This is a genomic window from Paenarthrobacter sp. GQ52 (assembly GCF_059759005.1).
On the sequence record NZ_JCAXEJ010000009.1, the window covers coordinates 90,080 to 109,328 of the forward strand.

17 protein-coding genes are annotated in these 19,249 nt (G+C 56.9%); 10 read left to right on the forward strand and 7 right to left on the reverse strand.

The window, feature by feature from the left end; all coding sequences use genetic code 11:
• The first annotated feature begins 274 nt into the window (after nt 1-274).
• From AC6CH8_RS13705 to AC6CH8_RS13715, 3 genes are all read left to right on the forward strand, one after another.
• Nucleotides 275-760: a hypothetical protein gene (locus AC6CH8_RS13705; protein WP_498191112.1), complete on the forward strand. Its 486-nt coding sequence runs from the start codon at nt 275-277 to the stop codon at nt 758-760.
• Entirely contained in the window at nt 757-2,343 is a 1,587-nt protein-coding gene (locus AC6CH8_RS13710; RefSeq protein ID WP_498191114.1) for a type IV secretory system conjugative DNA transfer family protein, read from the forward strand. Before AC6CH8_RS13705 ends, AC6CH8_RS13710 begins: the two co-directional genes overlap by 4 nt.
• A 140-nt stretch (nt 2,344-2,483) precedes the next feature.
• Entirely contained in the window at nt 2,484-3,473 is a 990-nt protein-coding gene (locus tag AC6CH8_RS13715) for a hypothetical protein (RefSeq protein WP_498191116.1), read from the forward strand.
• 211 nt (nt 3,474-3,684) lie between these two features.
• Here the strand turns inward: AC6CH8_RS13715 and AC6CH8_RS13720 are convergent, their stop codons facing one another.
• Nucleotides 3,685-4,167, reverse strand: coding sequence for a hypothetical protein (locus AC6CH8_RS13720; protein WP_498191117.1), 483 nt, complete (start codon nt 4,165-4,167; stop codon nt 3,685-3,687).
• Nucleotides 4,168-4,247: 80 nt separating this feature from the next.
• On the reverse strand, nt 4,248-5,360 hold the full coding sequence (locus tag AC6CH8_RS13725) for a hypothetical protein (RefSeq protein ID WP_498191119.1): 1,113 nt from the start codon (nt 5,358-5,360) through the stop codon (nt 4,248-4,250).
• A 262-nt stretch (nt 5,361-5,622) separates the two neighbouring features.
• On the opposite strand from AC6CH8_RS13725, the gene AC6CH8_RS13730 reads away from it, so the two are divergent.
• Nucleotides 5,623-5,859 carry a helix-turn-helix domain-containing protein gene (locus tag AC6CH8_RS13730; RefSeq protein WP_498191121.1) on the forward strand — a complete coding sequence of 79 codons (237 nt, stop codon included), beginning with the start codon at nt 5,623-5,625 and terminating at the stop codon, nt 5,857-5,859.
• Nucleotides 5,860-7,833: 1,974 nt separating this feature from the next.
• On the opposite strand, the gene AC6CH8_RS13735 is transcribed toward AC6CH8_RS13730, so the two are convergent.
• The 3 genes from AC6CH8_RS13735 to AC6CH8_RS13745 form a co-directional block, all read right to left on the reverse strand.
• The gene (locus tag AC6CH8_RS13735) at nt 7,834-8,175 is read right to left on the reverse strand and encodes a hypothetical protein (protein ID WP_498191123.1); all 342 of its coding nucleotides are present in this window, start codon (nt 8,173-8,175) and stop codon (nt 7,834-7,836) included.
• 21 nt (nt 8,176-8,196) lie between these two features.
• Complete coding sequence (locus tag AC6CH8_RS13740) at nt 8,197-8,874, reverse strand: hypothetical protein (RefSeq protein WP_498191124.1); 678 nt, start codon at nt 8,872-8,874, stop codon at nt 8,197-8,199.
• Between the two features lie 135 nt (nt 8,875-9,009).
• Nucleotides 9,010-9,750 (reverse strand): GIY-YIG nuclease family protein, encoded by a 741-nt coding sequence (locus AC6CH8_RS13745; RefSeq protein ID WP_498191126.1) that lies wholly within the window; start codon nt 9,748-9,750, stop codon nt 9,010-9,012.
• 624 nt (nt 9,751-10,374) lie between these two features.
• Between AC6CH8_RS13745 and AC6CH8_RS13750 the strand changes: the two genes are divergently transcribed.
• Genes AC6CH8_RS13750 through AC6CH8_RS13760 form a run of 3 tightly spaced genes read left to right on the forward strand, consistent with a single transcriptional unit; the run spans nt 10,375 to nt 11,546 of the window.
• The gene (locus tag AC6CH8_RS13750) at nt 10,375-10,626 is read left to right on the forward strand and encodes a hypothetical protein (RefSeq protein ID WP_498191128.1); all 252 of its coding nucleotides are present in this window, start codon (nt 10,375-10,377) and stop codon (nt 10,624-10,626) included.
• A 25-nt stretch (nt 10,627-10,651) separates the two neighbouring features.
• Nucleotides 10,652-11,209 carry a hypothetical protein gene (locus AC6CH8_RS13755; RefSeq protein WP_498191130.1) on the forward strand — a complete coding sequence of 186 codons (558 nt, stop codon included), beginning with the start codon at nt 10,652-10,654 and terminating at the stop codon, nt 11,207-11,209.
• 58 nt (nt 11,210-11,267) lie between these two features.
• Nucleotides 11,268-11,546: a helix-turn-helix domain-containing protein gene (locus AC6CH8_RS13760; protein WP_498191132.1), complete on the forward strand. Its 279-nt coding sequence runs from the start codon at nt 11,268-11,270 to the stop codon at nt 11,544-11,546.
• Between the two features lie 79 nt (nt 11,547-11,625).
• Here the strand turns inward: AC6CH8_RS13760 and AC6CH8_RS13765 are convergent, their stop codons facing one another.
• Both AC6CH8_RS13765 and AC6CH8_RS13770 read right to left on the reverse strand, forming a co-directional pair.
• Nucleotides 11,626-12,117: a DUF3846 domain-containing protein gene (locus AC6CH8_RS13765; protein WP_498191133.1), complete on the reverse strand. Its 492-nt coding sequence runs from the start codon at nt 12,115-12,117 to the stop codon at nt 11,626-11,628.
• Nucleotides 12,118-12,690: 573 nt separating this feature from the next.
• Nucleotides 12,691-13,245 (reverse strand): TetR/AcrR family transcriptional regulator, encoded by a 555-nt coding sequence (locus AC6CH8_RS13770; RefSeq protein ID WP_498191135.1) that lies wholly within the window; start codon nt 13,243-13,245, stop codon nt 12,691-12,693.
• 75 nt (nt 13,246-13,320) lie between these two features.
• Here AC6CH8_RS13770 and AC6CH8_RS13775 point away from each other — a divergent pair, with 75 nt between their 5' ends.
• From AC6CH8_RS13775 to AC6CH8_RS13785, 3 genes are all read left to right on the forward strand, one after another.
• A complete protein-coding gene (locus AC6CH8_RS13775; protein ID WP_498191137.1) occupies nt 13,321-15,078 on the forward strand; it encodes an ABC transporter ATP-binding protein in 1,758 nt (585 codons plus the stop codon).
• A 280-nt stretch (nt 15,079-15,358) separates the two neighbouring features.
• Nucleotides 15,359-16,576, forward strand: a complete 1,218-nt coding sequence (locus AC6CH8_RS13780; protein ID WP_498191139.1) for a cation:proton antiporter domain-containing protein — start codon at nt 15,359-15,361, stop codon at nt 16,574-16,576.
• Between the two features lie 133 nt (nt 16,577-16,709).
• The gene (locus tag AC6CH8_RS13785) at nt 16,710-19,208 is read left to right on the forward strand and encodes a bifunctional lysylphosphatidylglycerol flippase/synthetase MprF (protein ID WP_498191141.1); all 2,499 of its coding nucleotides are present in this window, start codon (nt 16,710-16,712) and stop codon (nt 19,206-19,208) included.
• Nucleotides 19,209-19,249: the final 41 nt, after the last annotated feature.

Consider the following 19,249-nt stretch of genomic DNA (forward strand, 5'->3'; position numbering starts at 1 on the left):
GAGGTAAGTTATTGGAGGAATTCGTATGAGACATAGTCAGCAGGGCGAGAATTTCGTATTCGAAATAAGCCGTAAAGAGTTAGCCGCAATTGGTTTGGCATTAAATGAATTTACTTCCGGTCAGTTCTGTCCTGACGATGAAGAATGGCAGCTCCTAGTCGATAATGTGGGAATTCTTCCGAGAGAAGAGCTCATAAATGTAATCTATGAGCTGACCCCTGGTCATACAAACCGACCTTAGTTCAAACTTTTCGACTCAACTTTAGGGGAGCTAATGACTTCAGCGTGGGAACCAGAGTTTTCCTTGCCGGATCAGGAAGTTCTTGAGGGCTTTGCAAATCACGCATCGAACCACCGTAGAGACGAAAATCTTGAGCTGGAGGACTTCCTGCAGGAAGCGGCTAATGTAATGAACGCTCCTGACATCGTAGTATCTTTCGATCAAAATGACAGTTCGAATAGACTATACGGAAGCGAAGACTTAGGAAGAGTCGTTTGGCAGAATGAGGCCGATCCCGAAAAGTCTACGACATTCGTCCCGTCTGGTTCTGACGGAATCTCAGGTTATGTAGACCGTGCCATGTCAAACAAACCGGATTCAAGTCCCGAGATTCTGCTAAATGACCTTGTCGTTGATAATCGTGGTGAATTGCTTACGCCGGGGCCCTATGTCGCACCTGAAGCCGAGACCATTCCTGCTCCGGAGGACATTGATGCGGTGGAAGACTCCGTGGACGCGACCGAGGGGGACTTGCTGTGAATTCGATTGAGCACCTGCACAGCTCACTTGCTGCTGGCCGACTAGGTGCTTATGTAGGTGAAATTGATGGCAAACCCACCTACAATTCAGCTCGAGACACTCTCTGCGTTGTGGGACCACCCAATGCCGGCAAGTCCACACGGGTCATTCTCCAATCAGTCGTGAGCTTTCCAGGCCTTGTGGTTTGCACATCGACTCGTCATGAGGACGGGTCTCTGTATCCAGACCTTGTCGAGCTCAGCAGAGAACCGCGCGAGCGGGCAGCGGCTGCATCTGGCGGTGTCGTCGTCGACCTTGCCCTTGATGCCGTGTTCAATAGAGCCGGGTCAACGATGACATGGAGCATCGTTCAGGGAGCCCACGACTGGAAAGTGGCGAGCGAGCGTGCGGCTAGCATCGCCTACGCTAGTATCCTCGACGATCGATCCATCGAGAATGCCGGTTTCTTTCGAAGCCAGCTTCAGCAGTTGCTTGCGGCCATGCTTTTTCTCTGTGCCAAGGCCGGTGAATCTGACCGGAGCTTCATCGACCGCCTGCGCCTGACCCGACCTCGTCCTGAAAATGGCGCCCCCCTGCTGAGCTACGCAGAGCTAGCTGACAAGTTGCGGAGCGCTTTCGGGGAAACCCACCCCGCTTGTCTTGCCCTTCAAAACTTTGCCAATGGCGGTCGCTTGGACGCAAAGACTCGTACGAACTGTTTCGCGGTACTTGAGGCAATGGTGGTTCCGGCCTTGCAACACCTGATCTGGGCGACAAGCAACGGTGCTTTCACCCTAGAAGGTCTCTTTCGTGGGACATCAACCCTGTACATCCGAGCTCGATCCAGTATTGCCCGAACCGTCGCCCCTGTAGTCGCAGCACTAATTTCATCACTTGTCGCCGAGTGGCGCGCCGCAGCCCGCGATTCACGCCCCTATGGGCTGATGCTTGCCCTGGATGAAGTCGCCAACATTGCTCCCGTGCATACTCTGCCGGACATCATGTCGTCTGGCGGCGGTGACGGGATCACCACTATCTTGGGAATCCAGGATGTCAGAAGAATCGAGCATATCTGGCCTGGCGAAGGACGCGGCATGGTTGAGGGCAGCCCTCTGATCGTCATGCCCGGGTTCGCCGACTACCAATTCCTAAGCGACCTTTCGTCGCTGACGCCGCTCGCGGCCAGAACCCACACGGAGGTCACGGTTGATGCCCGAGGCCATGGTGCCTGGGGCAGGCTTCCCACCCGTGAGGCGTTGGCAGGGGCATCGAGGGAGCTGGATCAGCTAACACAACAGGACGATTCGATTTCTGGCAAGCTCCAAGAGCGCATAGCTCTCGCTAGGTTACGTCTGCGATACGCGGCCAAGGGACAGAGCCTCGGCCCGCCTGGTTCAACGTTCGACGAACTCCGATCTGAATTGAACCGTGTTGCACCTGTCAAGGATGTAGCGTCTCTTCGCCATGCCGTTGAGCCTCACGAAATCAATCAAATGCCGACCGGAACGGCATTTATCAGAGTTAGCGGGAGTTCGGGATTCGTGAAGGTGCCAGGATGGTGGGAATCGGATTCTTGGAGATCCGTACTTAGTAGAAACTCCTAACCTTTACATCGTCAGCGCATTCACATTTCCGCGGGTTCTTTCGAATGCTCTGTGACTATACACCGAAGTGTTTCTATGAGTCCCTATCTATGTGCACATTTCTTGCGGTCCATATAACACAAAGCGAAGTCGAGTAAAAGTTGGTTGTTGACCGCAAGCGAGTTCGAACTATTGTAGATTCTAAGAAGCTTCTAGGTCGATCTGAGGAAATTAGATTTACCGCCACCGCGATCGCGGAGCTCTTTCAGGAACTCTCTGAGGGGAAGGCCGGGGAAGCGGTAAAGAGGAGACCGGAGTTTGCATCCGATTCCCGTCGGCTATTCAACTTCCCCGAGGTTACTAAAAGAATGCGGACAGACGATTCATGGAAAACTGATCTGGCCGACGATGCTTCACTTCTAAAGGTCTGGAAACACTGCATACTCGAAGGCTCTACCGCTATTGTTAGTGCTGACTGGATGGACATTCTGAGTAGAACTTTCCTCAAGCAGCATGAGGAGCATGAACACATTGAATCGAGTCAAAGTGGTCACTATAGAAATACCGAAGTGAACCACTGGCTTGGTGTCTTATCCACCGGGAGTCCTTCCCGCGGAGTTTTAGATGATAGGGTCAGGAGAGGCTACGAAAGTGACGTACTAGCGGCATTTCGAGAGTATGAGTTGCTTGCGTCTGAATCTGGTTCCATGAGTGTGGCTGCTATTATTGGATATAATGACTTTGCGGCTTATATAGAAGATCATTCGCACAACGAGGCTTTAGGTTTCGCTCGTCTTTGCAGGAACGCGATCGATATTTCTCTTGAGTGTTCAGATGAAATCGCTCTCGGTTTCGCGAAGACCTCTGCTGTATTCTTTCGTCTTGCAGAGTTAGCGCATGATCTTCTGCCCACCGACGAGCTGGTGTCCTTTGAAGAATTTGAAGCAATGGAGCCGTCGGCGCGAGATGAGGTTGCCAGGCAGTCTGCTCTAAGATGCGATAGCGAGGCTGATTCGCTACTTCGGGATCTCTTCGAGCGGTTATCCCTAGCATCGATGCCACCAATAGCAATTATTCTCCCTCAAAGTGAGCTGTCCCTAGGACTTAATTGGCGGTCTTCTCAAGCAGGCCCCCGCGTTTTCAGGGAATAATTGAGCCGTAGAAGTGCAAATTCGGAATGGAGAGCCGTGGAGTTCTAATCAAAGCTCCCCGAACTCAGCATGGAGGGACCCCGTAGATCGCCTACGCGTAAAAGGAGCGCCCGAGCGGAGGCGCACTGGTGTAGGGCTGCCCAGCAGTCCCTCAAACATTTGGTGAATCTCCATTGGACCATAGAGGCAAGTCGGGACATTGTTGCCGAGATTAATCCTGGTTGGCGTCAGTATCAAGGGCGTCATTGCTCTCTAAGCCGTCGGCGGCAGGCCGCCTATCCGGCTCGTCGTGGTCCTGGGGAGTAATTCCGCAGCCCGGTGACAGGGGAACTATGTACCTCCAAAGCACTCGAACGCGGCCCTCACCTAAAATGGGGAGGATTCTCACATACGGTTGTGCCTTCGCCTCCTGAGCCAGCGCTGCGGCGTGGGCCGCCAAGGAGGTCCAACTGACCAGCGTGACGGCGATGGCCGCGCCCTGAGCCGAAGGCCCCGTGATCACCGCAACAATCAGTCCGGCGAGGATCGGGGGAGCGGCGTTGGTCGCTTCGAGGGGCCAGCGGCGGCCAACGGAGATAGGGCAATGACGATCCCAATCACCAGGTACGCCCGCACCACCAGCAACGACGTGTCCAGGATCGAAACCGCGCCGTGGCCAACCCGGGCGAAAAGATCCCTGGCCACTGACGTCCATCCGAACGGACTACTTGGCGCGCCAGCACGGGCGGCAACATAGCACATAACCATTCACAGCGATTGGCATCTTCTGATCCATCAGGTCGAGTGCCTGCTACCTTCTTCATTGAGCGTCCATACGAAGGCGATACCTGTTCTTGGGAAGACCCAGCCATCGAATTCAACGTTGACGGTTCGGCCTGGTACGGACAGAGGAGTACGTTCGACGCGGGCGTGTTTGCTACTGGCAATGAGGTCGAGGATCTTGACGTCCCTGATATCGACGTCGCTGTAGTCGAGGAGGACGCTTAGACCCTTCGTCGGCTGGTCAATGTCGAAGTGCAGCAAGTGTCCGTCCTGAGCCACGATGGTTTTGTAGGTGTAAGAGATTTTGATTGGTTGTTGAGCTGCCACAATGTCGTGGCCGATATTCACGGAGTAGGTCTGGCCGCTCTTCCTGGCGGTCCGGCGAATGGTTCGTATTTCACCGTCGATTGAGTACTGCACGAGTTCGAACGCGTTTTTGTCGCTGGCGTCAAAGCCTGGTCGCGGCGCCATGCGCCAGGCGAACGTGGCAGGGGTATCACTGACGAGTTCCCGGAATTCATCACGGTCGGAGACGCATGCGAACTTCTGCGTGCCATGGCTGGGGATGGTTGTGTATTCCCACTTGGCAGTTACGACGAACCGAGGAGCACCATGGGTGCTCCTCTCATCTATAGAGGAGAGGCGGATGGATACTTTGACGTGGTGCCATCTCTCGGGAGCCCGGATGGCTTGGTCGCGGATGTCCGCGTAGACCTCTTCAGCGAACTCACGATCGCCGAGTCTAAGAGCGAGGACGTTGCCGGCGATGCTGTCGAGGAGTTCAGGCGTAGCAACCCTTTTAAGATCGTCGCTCTCGACCGCGAAGCCGCGGACCACAGCGTCACGAAAGTCAGGTGCGGCTTCCTTGAGGATGCGGCGGATCCGCTCGGTCTCCCTGTCCTCTTTGTCTTTGCCGTCGAAGTAGTCCCATGCGATGCCGAAGAGGCCGGCCGCGAAGAGGGTGCCGCCTATTTCCGAAAGTGGAAGGAAGCCTGCCCAGCTGACACTTGGGATTTGATGAATGTGGGCAGCAAGAACTTGAAGGCCGATTCCGAGACCAAGCGAAGCGAGGGCCACGATCGTGACCTTAAGGCGGTAAATGCGTTGGAGGTAGTCGCGGTGCATAGGGCTGCGCTTGATTATGACGCATGGGCTCTGATTTGAAAAGAGAAGAATCGCATTCAGGGGTGGTCAAAATAGTGGCCACCCCTGAATGTTGAATATGGGCCTTCCGGCCACGCTTATTTAGCTGTCGCCGCCGCTCATTCGATCCACCCCCCATCCGGTCGTTACGCATTCCGCGAGGACGCCGATCCTTGATGGACCCGCCCCCGTCGCGACAATATCCGATCTTGGGATATTTGGGAAGGCAGGATCGACTTGGGGCGTGGCCAAGTCGATCTATAGCGAGGAGTACCGGGAGTTTCGCGAGCTCCTGCAGCGTCTTCGTGTGGACGCGGGCATCCGCCAGGTCGACCTCGCCCAGGTCCTGGGCGTGCAGCAGTCCTTCATTAGTAAGTACGAGAGCGGGGAACGTCGCCTCGACGTGATCGAGACCGCCCGGATCGCCAAAGCACTCGGCACCGACCTCACCACCATCGTCGGCCAACTCAAACTCAGCTGACGCAAGGCCCCGACGCCCTACTATGATCCGGACAGAACTCAGGGGCGATCCTTGCCGTTGATTTTTGGGTGTCTTCGGACCTTCCGGCTAATGAGTTAGTTAGAGTGCGTTTGGATCGCTTGCAGAACGACCGGACGGACCCAGATAAGGGGCTCGGAATTGGCAGTTCTGGGCAGCGCACCCCGATTTGGGGCAGGTTGCCGATGATTGTCGAATCCAGCCGTTTGCGGACTTATCTGACACCTGTACTTGGGTACTCGGAAGTTTGGGGGAGTTGGCCCTAAGTGGGCGCCATGCCTGTCCCAGCCACTGCTTGACAAGGAGGGACAAGGCAGAAAACCATATTTCCAGGCCCTTCGGTACCTGATTCACGCCTCCGGCTCCACCGATAGGGGCCTGATCGATCCGGACTGCGGTGGGCTTTTCCTGCCTTACCTGTGCCAGGCTACCTTGACTCCCTCGCACCTTTTATCTCAACGTCTTTCCGTCGGGCTGGGGGCGTCGTTTCTCACTACCGGCGAACGGTAGAGGCAAATGTCGAAATCTGTGGGCTTCTTCGTGACGGTAGCTGAACGTTGGAGCAGACATTGCTTAAATTGTGGGAGTGCTGGCTGCACCTGTGACGGCGGAGAGAGACCTCATTTGAGTGGGTGATTTCGCCTCTCCTTTCGGATGTAAAAGGGAACTATTCATCCTGAGCGGGTCGTCGAGTTGGCTAGCGGAATACCGGACAACGTTGCGTGAATTCAACGGGGCGGGACTCGCCCATCATTCACGCAGGTGAGTGCATCAGTCGATTAACTGGTTAGGCGTGGGGCTGCGTGTCCATCCTGTGCATGATGGGTGAGGCGCGGCCGAACCTGCGTCGGCCGCACCTCCTGTCGGGACTCATTCCGACAGGCTGTCGCACTCGGACGCCAGGGGGCCGAACCAAGCGCAACTTGCGAGGGCCCCAAAACCCTCGCGAAAAAACAGTAGCTTCTGGGACGGAGTACTTAGAGGGCGTTTCGTGTGTATCTCAGTGGAGGTTCGAACGTCCATGTCCGTGTACGACTCCAATTGGGTCCTGGACCGTTGCCGGACGCGGTGGTTCTCACCGACGCGCACGGCAGGTTCTCGATCCCCGCGCTCGAACCCGGGAGCTGGGGGCTGCAAGTGGATGCCGATGACGGTGGCCGCGGTGAGCTGCTGGTGGCTGTGCTGAGTGGTCGCGGAGTCAACGTCGAGGTTACATTGGTCCAGCCTAAAACAGAGGGAAATTGCAGATAGCGTGCTCTACGTCGGCCTATATTAAATGCGCTGTGATCGCCTTGAACGCCCGAACTCTCCGAACCGCTTTCTGCCTGAATGCAGACACTCGCGGCTTCTACGAGTTGTCCTGTGTATGGATGTTTGGGGTCGGTGAGCAGTTGGTCTATAGGGGCCTCTTCCACGATCTGTCCGTTTGCAGGACTATGGCTCGGCTGCGTAGTTCTTCGGCAGCGGCAAGTTGTCCGTAACGAATAGCATCGAGGCCGCCGGAGAGTGGGGCTTCGGGCCAGGGCGTCGAGCAATTTGGCTTGGCTGACGACGTCGAGGGCCCTGGTGGCTTCGTCGGCTACAAGTACTGAACTGTTGCAGGCCAGGGCCAGCGCATTGCACGCCCTTTGCAGTCGGCCGCAGGAGAATTCGCCGCTGCCACGGCCTGTGACTTCAGCGAGTAAGCCCGCATCTTGATCAGGCTGTTTGTTGAAAATAATTCGCTCCGGTGGCCTGGGTTCAGGCCACCTTTCCCCAACTCAGAGATGACTGGATCCTCGCTCCGTCAACAACCATCGGAAGATGCTGTATTCGGGCGTTATCGCGCGGCGTCAGTAGCCCGCGTCGCATCGCACTCGCCGCCAACTTGGAAGACCTCTCCGGTTGTCTTCACACGATAAGGCTCGACGTAGCTCTGGGGGCAGGCAGGGCAAAGGAAATCGGCGCTCATGGCGTTCACGGCAGCACGACAAGGGAAGTGCCTTCGTTGGTCGCCGAGAACCTGACTGAAACGGCCGCAGGAGCCGGAACCGCCCAGATCTCGTCTGCGCACAGCAACTCGGTGGCCTTGGCGTCGGGTATTTTGCTTATTTCTCCGTAAGGCTCTTGGCAGTAGTAGAGCTCAACAAGCCCCATGGACAAAAGTTCAGCGACGGTCTTTGGTGCTTCCATTCTCAGGTCCTCATCACTGGCGGAAGGGTTGATCGCTCTGAGCTCCCACGGGCACTCCCATAGTCCTGAGTAGTCCTCAACTGCCTGCCACAACAGGATGCGGTGGGCGGGGGATAAGTCATTCAAAGGCAGCGCTTCCTTAGGGGCTTAGAAGCAGCCGGGGTACGCATGCTGAACGCCGGTGACGTCTTCTTTCAGCAAGGTACCGTCCGGCTGAAATGCGATGAGCGCGTATGCACAGCTGGTGTTGCTGCCATCATTGGTAGCACCCACGTTCGTTGAGACGCAGAAGTCCCGTTGGCCGCCGCCGTTGTCGCTGACTGTCCCACCCAAAGCCGATGTGCAGGTGTCCTGTTCGATCACCAGTAGCGCTGCTCTGTCCTGGACGGCCTGTGCTGACTCTTCGGCCGCTGCGGACGCCCGGTTCTCTTGTGCTACTGCTGCAGCGGACTCTTCGACTACCGCCTGCTGTTGTTTGGTGAGTTTTGCATCGCAGTCCTGGATCTTCTGATTAGCAATGCCGCGTGCCTTGGGCAATGGAACGCCGACGTAATCAGCGAGCACAGTGTCCAGCTGGGGATCGCCTTGGTTGTCCCCGGTGGCCAGATACTTGAGGATCTGATCACCGAAGTCGCATTCGCTGTGGACTGCCTTGATAAGGCCGTTTGATGCAGCGCTGCCTGAACTTGTTGGCGTTACTGATGCTGCGTCAGGGGCGATGGGATGTACGCAGCCGGCAAGGACTGTGGTGATAGCCAGGGCTGAGATCATGAGGGAGGTACTTCGGGTTACCAGCAGCACAGACCGCCCTCTCAGAATTGACACTGTATGAGCATAAGTGGCGGCGCGGGCGTGTCCAGGTATGTCGGGATCGAAACGGACATCTGCAGCACGATCAGTTCCTGTTCAGGCCGAAGGTGCGCGTCATCAGGGCTGCCTTGTAGTGGGACTCTGCTGTGTTCACTTCCGAGGACGGCGTGCTTGGCCCGAAGACCCTGAGCAGGCTAAACACGAAGTGCCGGGCATGGTCTGTCTTCGCTGCAGCTGTTGTGCCTTCGCCGGCTGTGCTCTGGAACGCCAATTCCCGAAGAGCCACGTTCCCGCCGTGGCCATCACGCGCGTACACCCTCCACCGGCCAGAATCCTTTCGGCGCCGTCTGCCTTCCCGACGTACTGCTTGCCGTTGGAAGAGTCTGTGATCAGGTAGATGCCCTGGACCTCAGAGAGTGCAGCACGCCAGTCCGTGTAGCGTGAATCCTCGACCATCTCGCGCAGCTGGTGGTAGGGGAGTAGCACGCCGTCGAACCCCGGGAAAGGGACCTTGTCACGGTCCGTGATTTCCAGCACAGGCATGCGGGAGGTCTTGGCAGCGTCGGCCCGGCGGCACCAGGCAATGGGGCTGTCCCATTCGATGACGAGCCGGTCCTCCAGAGATGCGAACAGTTCGCTGCGCCGTAGATCAAAGACGTTGTACATCTCGGTGGGCTCAAGCTCGCCGTGGTTCTCGTAGGCGCCCCAGAGACGGGAGCGTTTGCCGCCGTCGGCCACGAAGATGACCCAGTATTTGGGAGCCGCGGCGAACTTCTGCTCGCGGGTATAGGCAAGCACCCGTTCCTCGGTCAGGTCCTCGGGCCCCCGCAAAGAACCAGGATCGCCGGAGTTGAAGGTGTGGCGAATGATCAGAATGTCTTCAAGCTGCACTGCTGGCTTTTCCTCTGAGCCTATGGCGGCAAGGACATGACCAAGCGTCAGGGATGCGCGCGAGGTGGGGTGGTACTGACAGGGCTGTCGGACGCAGGGACAGCAACGGCAAGGGAATCAAGATCAGGCACTCGATCACTGTATGTCACACTGCCTGAGCCCATCGTCGTTTCAGTGATTACGGCTCGGCCACTGCATCGATTTCGTCCCACACGTCCGACAGCCCCCGCACAAGCATGAACGTGTCGTAGGTACCGAACTGAGTCAGGTTGGGTCCGATTCCGGGAGACCAAACTGCATCGCACTCGTCGCACAGCTGAAAGAAGTCACCGGTCTTCCTTACACGGTAAGTTTCGACACGTCCCTGCTCGCATCTCGGGCATAAGATGTACTCCCTCATAGTGACCAGTGCTCCGCAACCATGTCGTTCACTCCGCCTCCGACGACACCGGCATCGCTCGCCCCTCCGGCAGCGTGTGCTGATTTCCCCATGTCTGCAAACTTACTGCCTGGAACGGAAGCCAGGTCAGCTCAAAGGCCGCGCCGAGAACTATACGTGCCTGAGCAGACGCTGATGGAGGATGTTCTTCAATTCGATCCCCATCACATTTAGGAACAAGACACATGACCTCAACAGAAGAAGCCGCAGCGGTTGATTTTCACCTGATGCAGGGTGCCAAGTTCCGGAAAACCTCCATCATTACGGGCGTCATCGGCTTGTTTATTCTGGGAATCCCCCTCGGCATCGCAGCCTTTATCTATGCACGTAAAGCTGAGGCTCACGGCGTCAAAGCCACCCCATGGCTGGTTCTCGCTATTGTGGACATCGTCATTGCGATCGTCATGCTCGTGGTCTTCAAGCCGTACAACATCTAAAGCAGCTCATTGAAAGCAGGCCGGTTTGAGCACCAATAGACACCGCCCCGGCGTTCCCTTTGAGCTCGAAGATGGCTGGCCAGCTGCTGTAGCCGGCGAAGCGGTTGTAGCTTGCGAGGCCGGCATCATGTTGGGGGCGGTTTACTTCAGCGAGGCAACTTTGCAGATACTCAAAGGAACCGGCGTGCTCAGCCTCCGCATTGACGAGCACGAGGAACTTGACGGTTGGTCGTCGAGACATGCCGACGGTCGGACCTTATCCAGCAACTTCGTCATTCCAAATCTTCCTCTTGAAGTGCCGGATGAGGCACTGCAAACACCCTGGTCATTTGTTGAATGGGTGATGAACAACCACGGCAGCCTGGGCAGGTTATTGCTGTGGGATCCCGGTGCCGATTGGTGGATTCTTAATGAACCGGATCTGGAACTGACGCTGATGTGTTCAGAGCGGAAGTTCAGTGAAGAGTTCGAGCAATGGGTGGCTACGCCATTCGAATGGGTCAACGAGGACTTCTGGACTGAAAAAGGAATCCGTATCGCAGAGGACTTATCCCGTAAATACTCGCTCGGTTGGTGCCAGTAGCGGACACCTCCCGAGCCATCAGCACTGAGCCTGCAACATTGCGCTCTACGATGGAGCAGTGTCCGATGAGAGGAAGAAGCACCGGTTCCTGACCATTGAACAGGTTGCCGAAGAGCTGAATGTGTCAGTGAGCCAGATCAGGGCGCTGCTGAAGTCCGGTGACCTGCGGGGTATCCAGGTCGGCGGCAGGAACGTGTGGCGCATTGCAACTGAGGAAGCTCGAAAGTATCTTCGCAACAACGGCGGTGGCGAGTTGTTCATCCACGGTACCGACGGTGCAGTGAGAGCCAAAGACACCGTATTTCCGGGCAATGATCCGCGTAGCATCAAGGGATAAAGCATCCTACAGTCACTTTCAGCGGGTGGACACGGGTATGAAATGCCCCTGCAGACTACGGTCTGCAGGGGCGCTTTTGTCACTCGGCAATCACGACTCGTACCTGTTCCACGGCTGTCCACCGCTCGGACAGGCTTAGGGCGCTTGCAACTGCCCTGAAGTAGTCATCGAAGACTTGCCGGTTTCCATTCCATGATTCCGGATTGTCGGCGGTCTGGACTTCGATTTTGAACTGTGAAGCATCAAACAGTAAATTGCGGAACTCCGTGGGAATACTCGTGGACAGGCCCGCTTTGTCGGGTGCTCCGAGCAGAACAACGTCACCGCACAGTACGTCAAGACGTCGAGCTCGAGGGGCAAGAAGCCACCACAGGAGTGTTGCCCGCCGGTTTACTGGCAGTCCCAGGACCTTTCCGTCCTCGTTTACGAACAAGGTCATAGCTGGGGCATCGCCCGCTCCGACTGCTTCGATGTAGCCGCCAACGGCATGTTGAATGTCATGTAAGTTTGCCATGCTCTCGAGCCGCAGAGGCTGTTCTTCGTCATAGGGAAAAATGGCACTCATTGCCATCGTGATCACCTTCCGATCGTGGTTGTTTTCTCCACCCGCGGTGGATGGAGATTGACAACAGCGATCAGAAACGGGGAGCGAGTGGAGTCCACCTTGTGTGCCCCCACATGACATTTGCTCTCGAGGTGTCGCAAGGTATTTCGGAGAGTTAGGGTGATGGCCGCAACCGGCGTGGGCCCACATAGTTTGTCCAATGACACCCTGCGTCATCCTTTATGAGGCTTTTGATCACGAAAGTCAATCCTGAAAGTGGTCAAGACGATGGAGGCGCTCCACGGATGCCCATCCTTCTGTAGGTGGGAGTTCTTGCGAGTGAGAAGCAGGGGCCGATATTGAAGTTACGGCCGCTGGTCCTCTGCGGTTCAGTCCTCGGTCACTAACGACTGGCGAGCTGGGACTGGCCGGGTGGTTTTTAGCCTGGAAGCGAAAGTCTTATTGTGCGCATTTGCAAGAGTAGCTTGCACTATAGGGACGATGGCACGCGTTTTACTGGGGTCTGCATGCCCATGGTTCAGTCTCTAGGGCGGGCCCTATTTTTACAGACAGGTCCCGCTGGCTGCAAGATTCACATGATTAAGCCGAAGCGAGTTTCATTAGGCTACGGAGACACATTTCACGGAGTTCGCGGGGAGTCCGGTAATTATGGGCGACCTCTTCGTGGACAGTCCAGAGCAGAGACCATATGGACGTCACGATCCACCGAGGATCCAGCTGGGAGTCGAGGGTGCCGTCGGCCTGTCCCCGCCGGATAAGAGAAAGAGCGCGAAGGTCGGCGTCGCTGTCGACGTCGTCATCGTCGTCCTCGGACAGGAGCCACCATGCGAAAATTGACAACCGATCCAGCAGTTCGCCCAACAGTCTTTCGTAGGCCTCCCGCCCACTCCCATCTTCCGTGCGAGCTCGATCCAACGCCTCGTTGTAGTTCTCCTCCACCAGACTCTCGATCTCGGCGAATAGCGCGTTCCGGTCAGGGAAATAGCGGTGGAGGGTACTGCGTGCTACACCAGCTTCCCGGGCAACTTCAGCCAGGGCTGCTGACCGATTGCTGGCGAGCACGGTAATGCCGGCGAGGAGTAACGCTGTTCGGGTGCGGTCCCGCACGCGGTCGTTTGGAGTCGTTGGTTTCACGCATCCCATACTCGCATAAGTTTGAAATGGATCGTCAAGTTGACTTTATGAGACAGAACTGTCTTACTGAGAGTCATGAACGTAGCAGCAAAATCGAGCGCAGCAATCCTTTGGAGCTTTGCGCGCCCTCGAGCCAAAACCCTGATCTTCGCCCTTGGTCTAGGTCTGGTCGTCACCGCCATGAGCTTGGCCACGCCTTTGGTGACGCAGGAAATTCTCGAATCACTCGGAGGGGATCTCCAGGGACCGGTACTGCTCCTAGCGGGGTTGCTTGTCGTCGGAACGGCCGTCAGCTGGTGGCAGTGGGTGGTCCTCGGCACCCTGGCCGAGCACGTTGTCTACGACGCTCGCGAGGGAATGATCCGTCGTTTCCTCGGCGCTAAGGTCTTACCTTTGCTGCGGAGGCCCACCGGCGAACTGGTCACCCGTGTTACCAGCGATTCACTTTTGCTGCGTGAAGCTGCCTCGGAGAGCGTGGTTGGCATTGTGAACGGCGCGATCATGCTTGTGGGAACGCTGGTAATGATGGCGCTGCTCGACGGTATTCTCCTGCTCGTGACAGTGGCCGCTGTGACACTCATCGCTGTGATCTTCGGATTGCTTACCGGGGCAATCGCAAAAGCACAGGAGCGATCCCAAGCCGCCCTTGGTGACCTTGGTGGCACCTTGGCAGGAACGCTGCGCGCAATAAAGACGGTCAAGGTTGCCCGCGCCGAGCAACGTCAGGCATCGGTCCTGCTCGGACATGCTCAGGAGTCTCGGTCTCAGAGCATCAAGGCCGTACGCCGTGAAGCATTGGTGTGGAGCGTGGCATGGTTTGGCATCCAGGCGGCGACTATTGTGATTCTTGGTGTCGGCGCGTGGCGGGTTTCCCAAGGTGAGTTGACTGTGCCCGTCCTGGTTGCATTTCTGCTCTACGTGTTTGGACTTCTAGACCCCGTTATGGATCTAAGCCATAACTTGACGAGCCTGCAGGCAGGTGTCGCTGCGGCCGTGCGGATCAAACAACTTGATGAAATTGATGTTGAACCGGAGGAACCACGAAGGCAGATACCCGCAATGTCTCCTTCAGCCCCCGCTATCGAGATCGATCATGTCACCGCGCGATATGACCCGGATGGGCCCCCCGCGGTGGAGTCCCTAACGTTAACAATTCCCGCCAAGGGACACACAGCGATCGTTGGTCCATCGGGCGCGGGGAAAACGACAGTGCTTTCCCTTATTTTGCGGTTCCTGAACCCAGAACGCGGTGAAATGCGATTCGGAGGGGTGTCGTACGATCAGCTCGGTTCAGACTATATTCGTGGTCGCTTGGCGTATGTCGAGCAGGAAACCCCCACCTTGCCGGGGACCTTGCGGGACAACCTCACATTTGCAAACCCGGCTGCTACGGATGAAGACATTAGCAAAGTGCTCGACCAAATTCGGCTCAAGGCGTTTGTTGAGACGTTGCCCGACGGGTTGGAAACCCCGCTCGGCGATATGACAGTGTCGGGTGGTCAGCGCCAGAGGATTGCACTCGCTCGCGCGCTTCTCGTCCATCCCGATGTATTGTTGCTCGACGAGGCAACGGCACAAGTGGACGGCGTTTCCGAAGCGGCTATTCACGATGTCATTCGTGACTACGCCTCGACAGCGTCAGTTGTCACAATTGCGCACCGACTATCTACTGTGTTGGACGCCGACACGATTGTCGTTATGGATTCAGCCCGCGTGGTTGCCCAAGGAACCCATGAAGAACTTCTTCAGAGCAGCGGCCTGTATAGAAAGCTCGTGGAGGCCCTCAGTATTCAAACTAGCCAAGTGGCGACTTCTGAGATGTCGTCTCGATAGTCTTCAGCCTGGGTCGGAGATGATGCGGCAGGAGTACCTATCGTCCGCGACCCCCGCCACGGGGGCTCGAGTGCCCAGCCTAGATGTTGTCCCGGAAGCCCCAAAGGGAGCCGGGGCCACATCGTGGTGCGCCCTAATCTTGTTAGTGGCCTGGCTCGTGCAGCGAACCTTGCCGGGGGACTGTCTTGGCTTGTAATGACTGCGGCCTGTATCGCAGGCGTCTGTCACCGATACGTATACAACGGCTCATGACAGCCCTTGGCCAAAGAACGGATATCCCATGGCTATAACCATCGCACTGCTTGGCGTGGCGTCGCTCGTCTGGTCTCTCGTTCATCGGAAGCTAAAAGCCATCTGGATTAATGGGCCCATGATCATGGTGGCAATGGGTGCGGTCATCGGCTGGTACAGCACAAGTGATTCAACAGAGTTCTTCGATTCGCATCTTGCCTTGCACCTTGCAGAAGTAACGCTGGCGCTCCTGCTATTCGTTGACGCTGTGGACGTCCGCGGGTCGGTCCGGGCACAGTTCGGCGCCGTGCCTCTGCGCCTTCTCTTTATTGCACTGCCGCTTTCGGTGGCACTAGTGATAGCGCTAGGGCTGGCGCTTCCGCTGGGACTGACGACGGCTGCCGTCCTCGCAATTGCGTGTATCTCTGTTCCCGCAGATTTCTCCCCAGAATTGTCGATTCTTAAAGACAAGCGTGTCCCCAACCAGGTCCGTCGGTGGTTAAGCGTCGAGAGCGGCTATAACGATGGGCTGGTTTCGCCGCTCTTGCTCGGGGCGCTGGCACTGGCCGCGACCGAAAATTCTTCCGATGCTGACGCGGTCGGCGCTCTCGTAAAAGCCGCGCCAGCGGGGCTCCTCGCCGTGGTGGCCGGTGCTGTCCTGGGAACCGCGGCCGGCCGGATATTCCGAGGCGCCTTGACGTCTGGCTGGGCAGACGGGCAAAGCATACGTATCGGCGTTGTGGCGTTACCAATCACGACCTTTGGACTTGCCGTCATGGTGGGTGCAAACGGCTTTGTCGCGGCTTTTGTCTGTGGCATAGCTTTCCGCATAGCGCGCGGGAAGGACTGGGAGGACGAGATGGAACTTTCCTTTGTCGAAGATCTGACGTCCTTCGTGAGCCTCCTCCTATGGCTGGCCTTCGGAGTGGCCGCCGTCACACTCATCAGCGCCACTTACGACTGGTGGCCAGCACTGCTATTGGCATTCTTTGCCCTGACGTTGGGTCGGTTCATCCCTGTGTGGGTGTCGTTGGCCGGTTCCAAAGTCCGGCGCAAAGACAGGCTGTTTATGGCAGCCATGGGACCTCGGGGAGCAGCGTCGATCGTTTTTGGCCTCTTGGCTTTCAACGCACTGCCGGAAAGCCAGGGCTTCCCAGTCTTAGCGGCAACAGCCATGGTCGTTCTGGGCAGTCTCATTCTTCACGGGGCTGGCGGCACAATTTTGATAACCCGCCTCTATGGGAAGCGCCTCCCGCAGAGGACCTAGCGACGTTTCTGCCTGCCGTTGAGGAAGAGCAGCGCCAAACTACTGCACCCAAGCAGAACGCAGAGGTCCTGAAATATGTGGACAACCGAAATTCGGACCAAGACTTTACTTCGTTGAAAGGACACTGCGCAGCATGACTGCCGGAGCTGCCATTACTAGAATCGCCCGCTTGCGGCTGTTCCTACGCCGCGTTCCCGTCACAGCCTCGCTGGTTTGTGCAGTGATCGGCATAGGCCTAGTCAGTGGTTCATTGATCAACGGCCCGTCTGCTCAACTGATGAGCTCAGTTGGCATTGATACTTCTAATCCGGCGAGTGATTGGTGGGCCGTTTCTACTAGTGCCTTCTTTGCTACCTCGTGGTTGGACTACTTGGTTCTGGTGGGCGTCCTCGCGGTGGGCGTCGGTATTGCGGAGCGCATTGTGGGTTCTCGGAAGACACTTCTTGCGTTCCTCATCGGGAACGTAGTGAGCTCATTAGTCCTGATAGGGCTGGTTCTGACGGGGCGGGTCCTTAACGATGAATGGCTAAGTTACCTCGGCGGCGATTTCATCGTCGGCGCCTATGGTGGTGCCGCTGCTGCGTTGGGCGCGGCAACGGCGTCGCTCAACATTCTTTGGCGACGGCGCCTAAGAACATGGTTGCTTGCTATTGGTGTCATGTTTGTTCTCTACGTTGGGGTGGCGCAGTCTCTGCAACTGTTGGCCGGAGCCGTCTTGGGCATCGCCGGGGGCAGGATCTTGGGAACGGGGCGACGGCAGAACACGCATGCAGGTATGTTCTCATCACCGCGCGAAGGTCGGTTCCTGATCGCCACAATCGTTGGCGTCTTCGCAGTTGGGCCCCTGCTAACCCAGCTTGCAAGTAATTTTGCCCTTGGGCCGCTATCCACTATCAGCGAAGTTTCCCTCCAGAATAGGCCGGACCCGGCCGAAGTGACCGAGTTGTGCGGCGGCAGCTCGGGGTGCGTTGCGCTGCAGAATACGGTGGGTGTTAGCAGCCCCGGAGCCGCAGTCTTGTCTCTGATACCGCTGATTCTGCTGCTGTTGTGTTCCGAAGGGCTTCGTCGCGGTCGTCGGCTGGCTCTCTGGACGGCGTTGGTCATTAACCTGATTTTCGCAGCCGCGGTCCTGATACAACTTTCTGACCTTGTGGCCATTCCTCAGGGGGCAGTTTCGTCCACAACCCTATTGATGTACGTGCTGCCTGCCGTCCTCCTGCCGGCCGCAATTGTGGTTCTCCTGTTGCTGACGCGTCAGCGATTCCAGGTCGTCCCAGATCCACGATCAACTAGGTCAATGATCAACAACACGGCGGCACTTACCGGCATCACCTTGGTCGGGTATTCAGTGTTTTGGTTTGCCGAGGGAAATCACAGCAGGTCCAATTTATGGGATCTTCTCCTGCAGTTCACCCATGTGGTGATTCCTTTTCCCATGCCGTTCGTCGTCCAATTGCCCCAGGGATTCACGACAACCTTGATTTACAGCGTAGGAGGCGCCGTGATATGGCTGCTCTTCGGGTTCCTTGCATTTCGCAACTTCAGGCTTGTCCATCTCAGAGGTGTTGGCACCGACGAACAACGGGAAAAGGTTCGGGAATTGCTTCGGCGGGGTGGAGGAACACTGTCCTGGATGGCTCTGTGGGACAACAACTTCTACTGGTTCGCCCCCGATGGTCGGGCCGGTGTCGCATACCAGGTACATAACGGCGTAGCGCTGACCGTCGCAGGTCCGTTCGGTGATACCGGATCCCAGAAAGAAGCTGTCAGAGAGTTCGTTGCACATTGCCTCGACTTGGGTCTCACACCCTGCTTTTACTCGGCGACTTCACATGTTGGCGAGGCCCTGGATGGCTTGGACTTTAGAGCGCTTGAGGTTGCCGAGGAGACGCTCCTGAACATCGCGACCATGTCCTTCAAAGGCAAGGAATGGCAGAACGTCCGCACGGCACTCAACAAGGCGGGCAAACTGGGCATCAAGGACCATTGGTATCACTATCCCCATATGCCGCCTCGGCTACGTGTGCAGATCGCGGAAATCTCCGAAGAATGGGCGGCAGGCAAGTCCCTGCCAGAAATGGGATTCACTCTAGGGGGAATCGATGAACTCAAGGACGAAAACGTCTTGTGCTGTGTCGCAGTGGACGACGAAGGCGTGGTTCATGGTGTCACTAGCTGGCTCCCGGTTTACAGCGAAGGCAATATCACAGGCTGGACGTTGGATTTCATGCGACGCAGAACAATTGGTTTCAAGGGTGTCATGGAATTTCTCATCGCCTCAGCGGTGACGCACTTCAAAACAGACGTCCCCACGATTTCCCTCTCAGGTTCGCCCCTGGCCAATACGGGCGGAGTTACCTCGAATGAGGACACACCGGCTGCGGACAAAATCCTAGCGATGCTCGGTGATGCGCTGGAACCGATGTATGGATTCAAGTCCCTGGCAGCTTTCAAGTCCCGCTTCCAGCCCGAGCACCGACGTCTTTACATTTATTACCAGGACCCTCTCGCGCTCCCATCCATCGGCTTCGCCATCACGTCCGCCTATTTGCCAGGACTATCAGCTAAACAGAGCACCACAATGCTGAAGCAGATGATGACCAGGGAACCCACTCTCAGCCTCCGCTCTTGAACCATCGTCCAGCGACACGGGCTCAGGCTTCCCAGCACGAA

Bases quoted from the DNA above. Each gene is read 5' to 3' on its own strand.
- AC6CH8_RS13705 (WP_498191112.1), top strand. From the start codon at position 275: ATGACTTCAGCGTGGGAACCAGAGTTTTCCTTGCCGGATCAGGAAGTT.
- AC6CH8_RS13785 (WP_498191141.1), top strand. From the start codon at position 16,710: ATGACTGCCGGAGCTGCCATTACTAGAATCGCCCGCTTGCGGCTGTTC.
- AC6CH8_RS13720 (WP_498191117.1), bottom strand. From the start codon at position 4,167: ATGGACGTCAGTGGCCAGGGATCTTTTCGCCCGGGTTGGCCACGGCGC.
- AC6CH8_RS13775 (WP_498191137.1), top strand. From the start codon at position 13,321: ATGAACGTAGCAGCAAAATCGAGCGCAGCAATCCTTTGGAGCTTTGCG.
- AC6CH8_RS13725 (WP_498191119.1), bottom strand. From the start codon at position 5,360: ATGCACCGCGACTACCTCCAACGCATTTACCGCCTTAAGGTCACGATC.
- AC6CH8_RS13750 (WP_498191128.1), top strand. From the start codon at position 10,375: ATGACCTCAACAGAAGAAGCCGCAGCGGTTGATTTTCACCTGATGCAG.
- AC6CH8_RS13765 (WP_498191133.1), bottom strand. From the start codon at position 12,117: ATGGCAATGAGTGCCATTTTTCCCTATGACGAAGAACAGCCTCTGCGG.
- AC6CH8_RS13780 (WP_498191139.1), top strand. From the start codon at position 15,359: ATGGCTATAACCATCGCACTGCTTGGCGTGGCGTCGCTCGTCTGGTCT.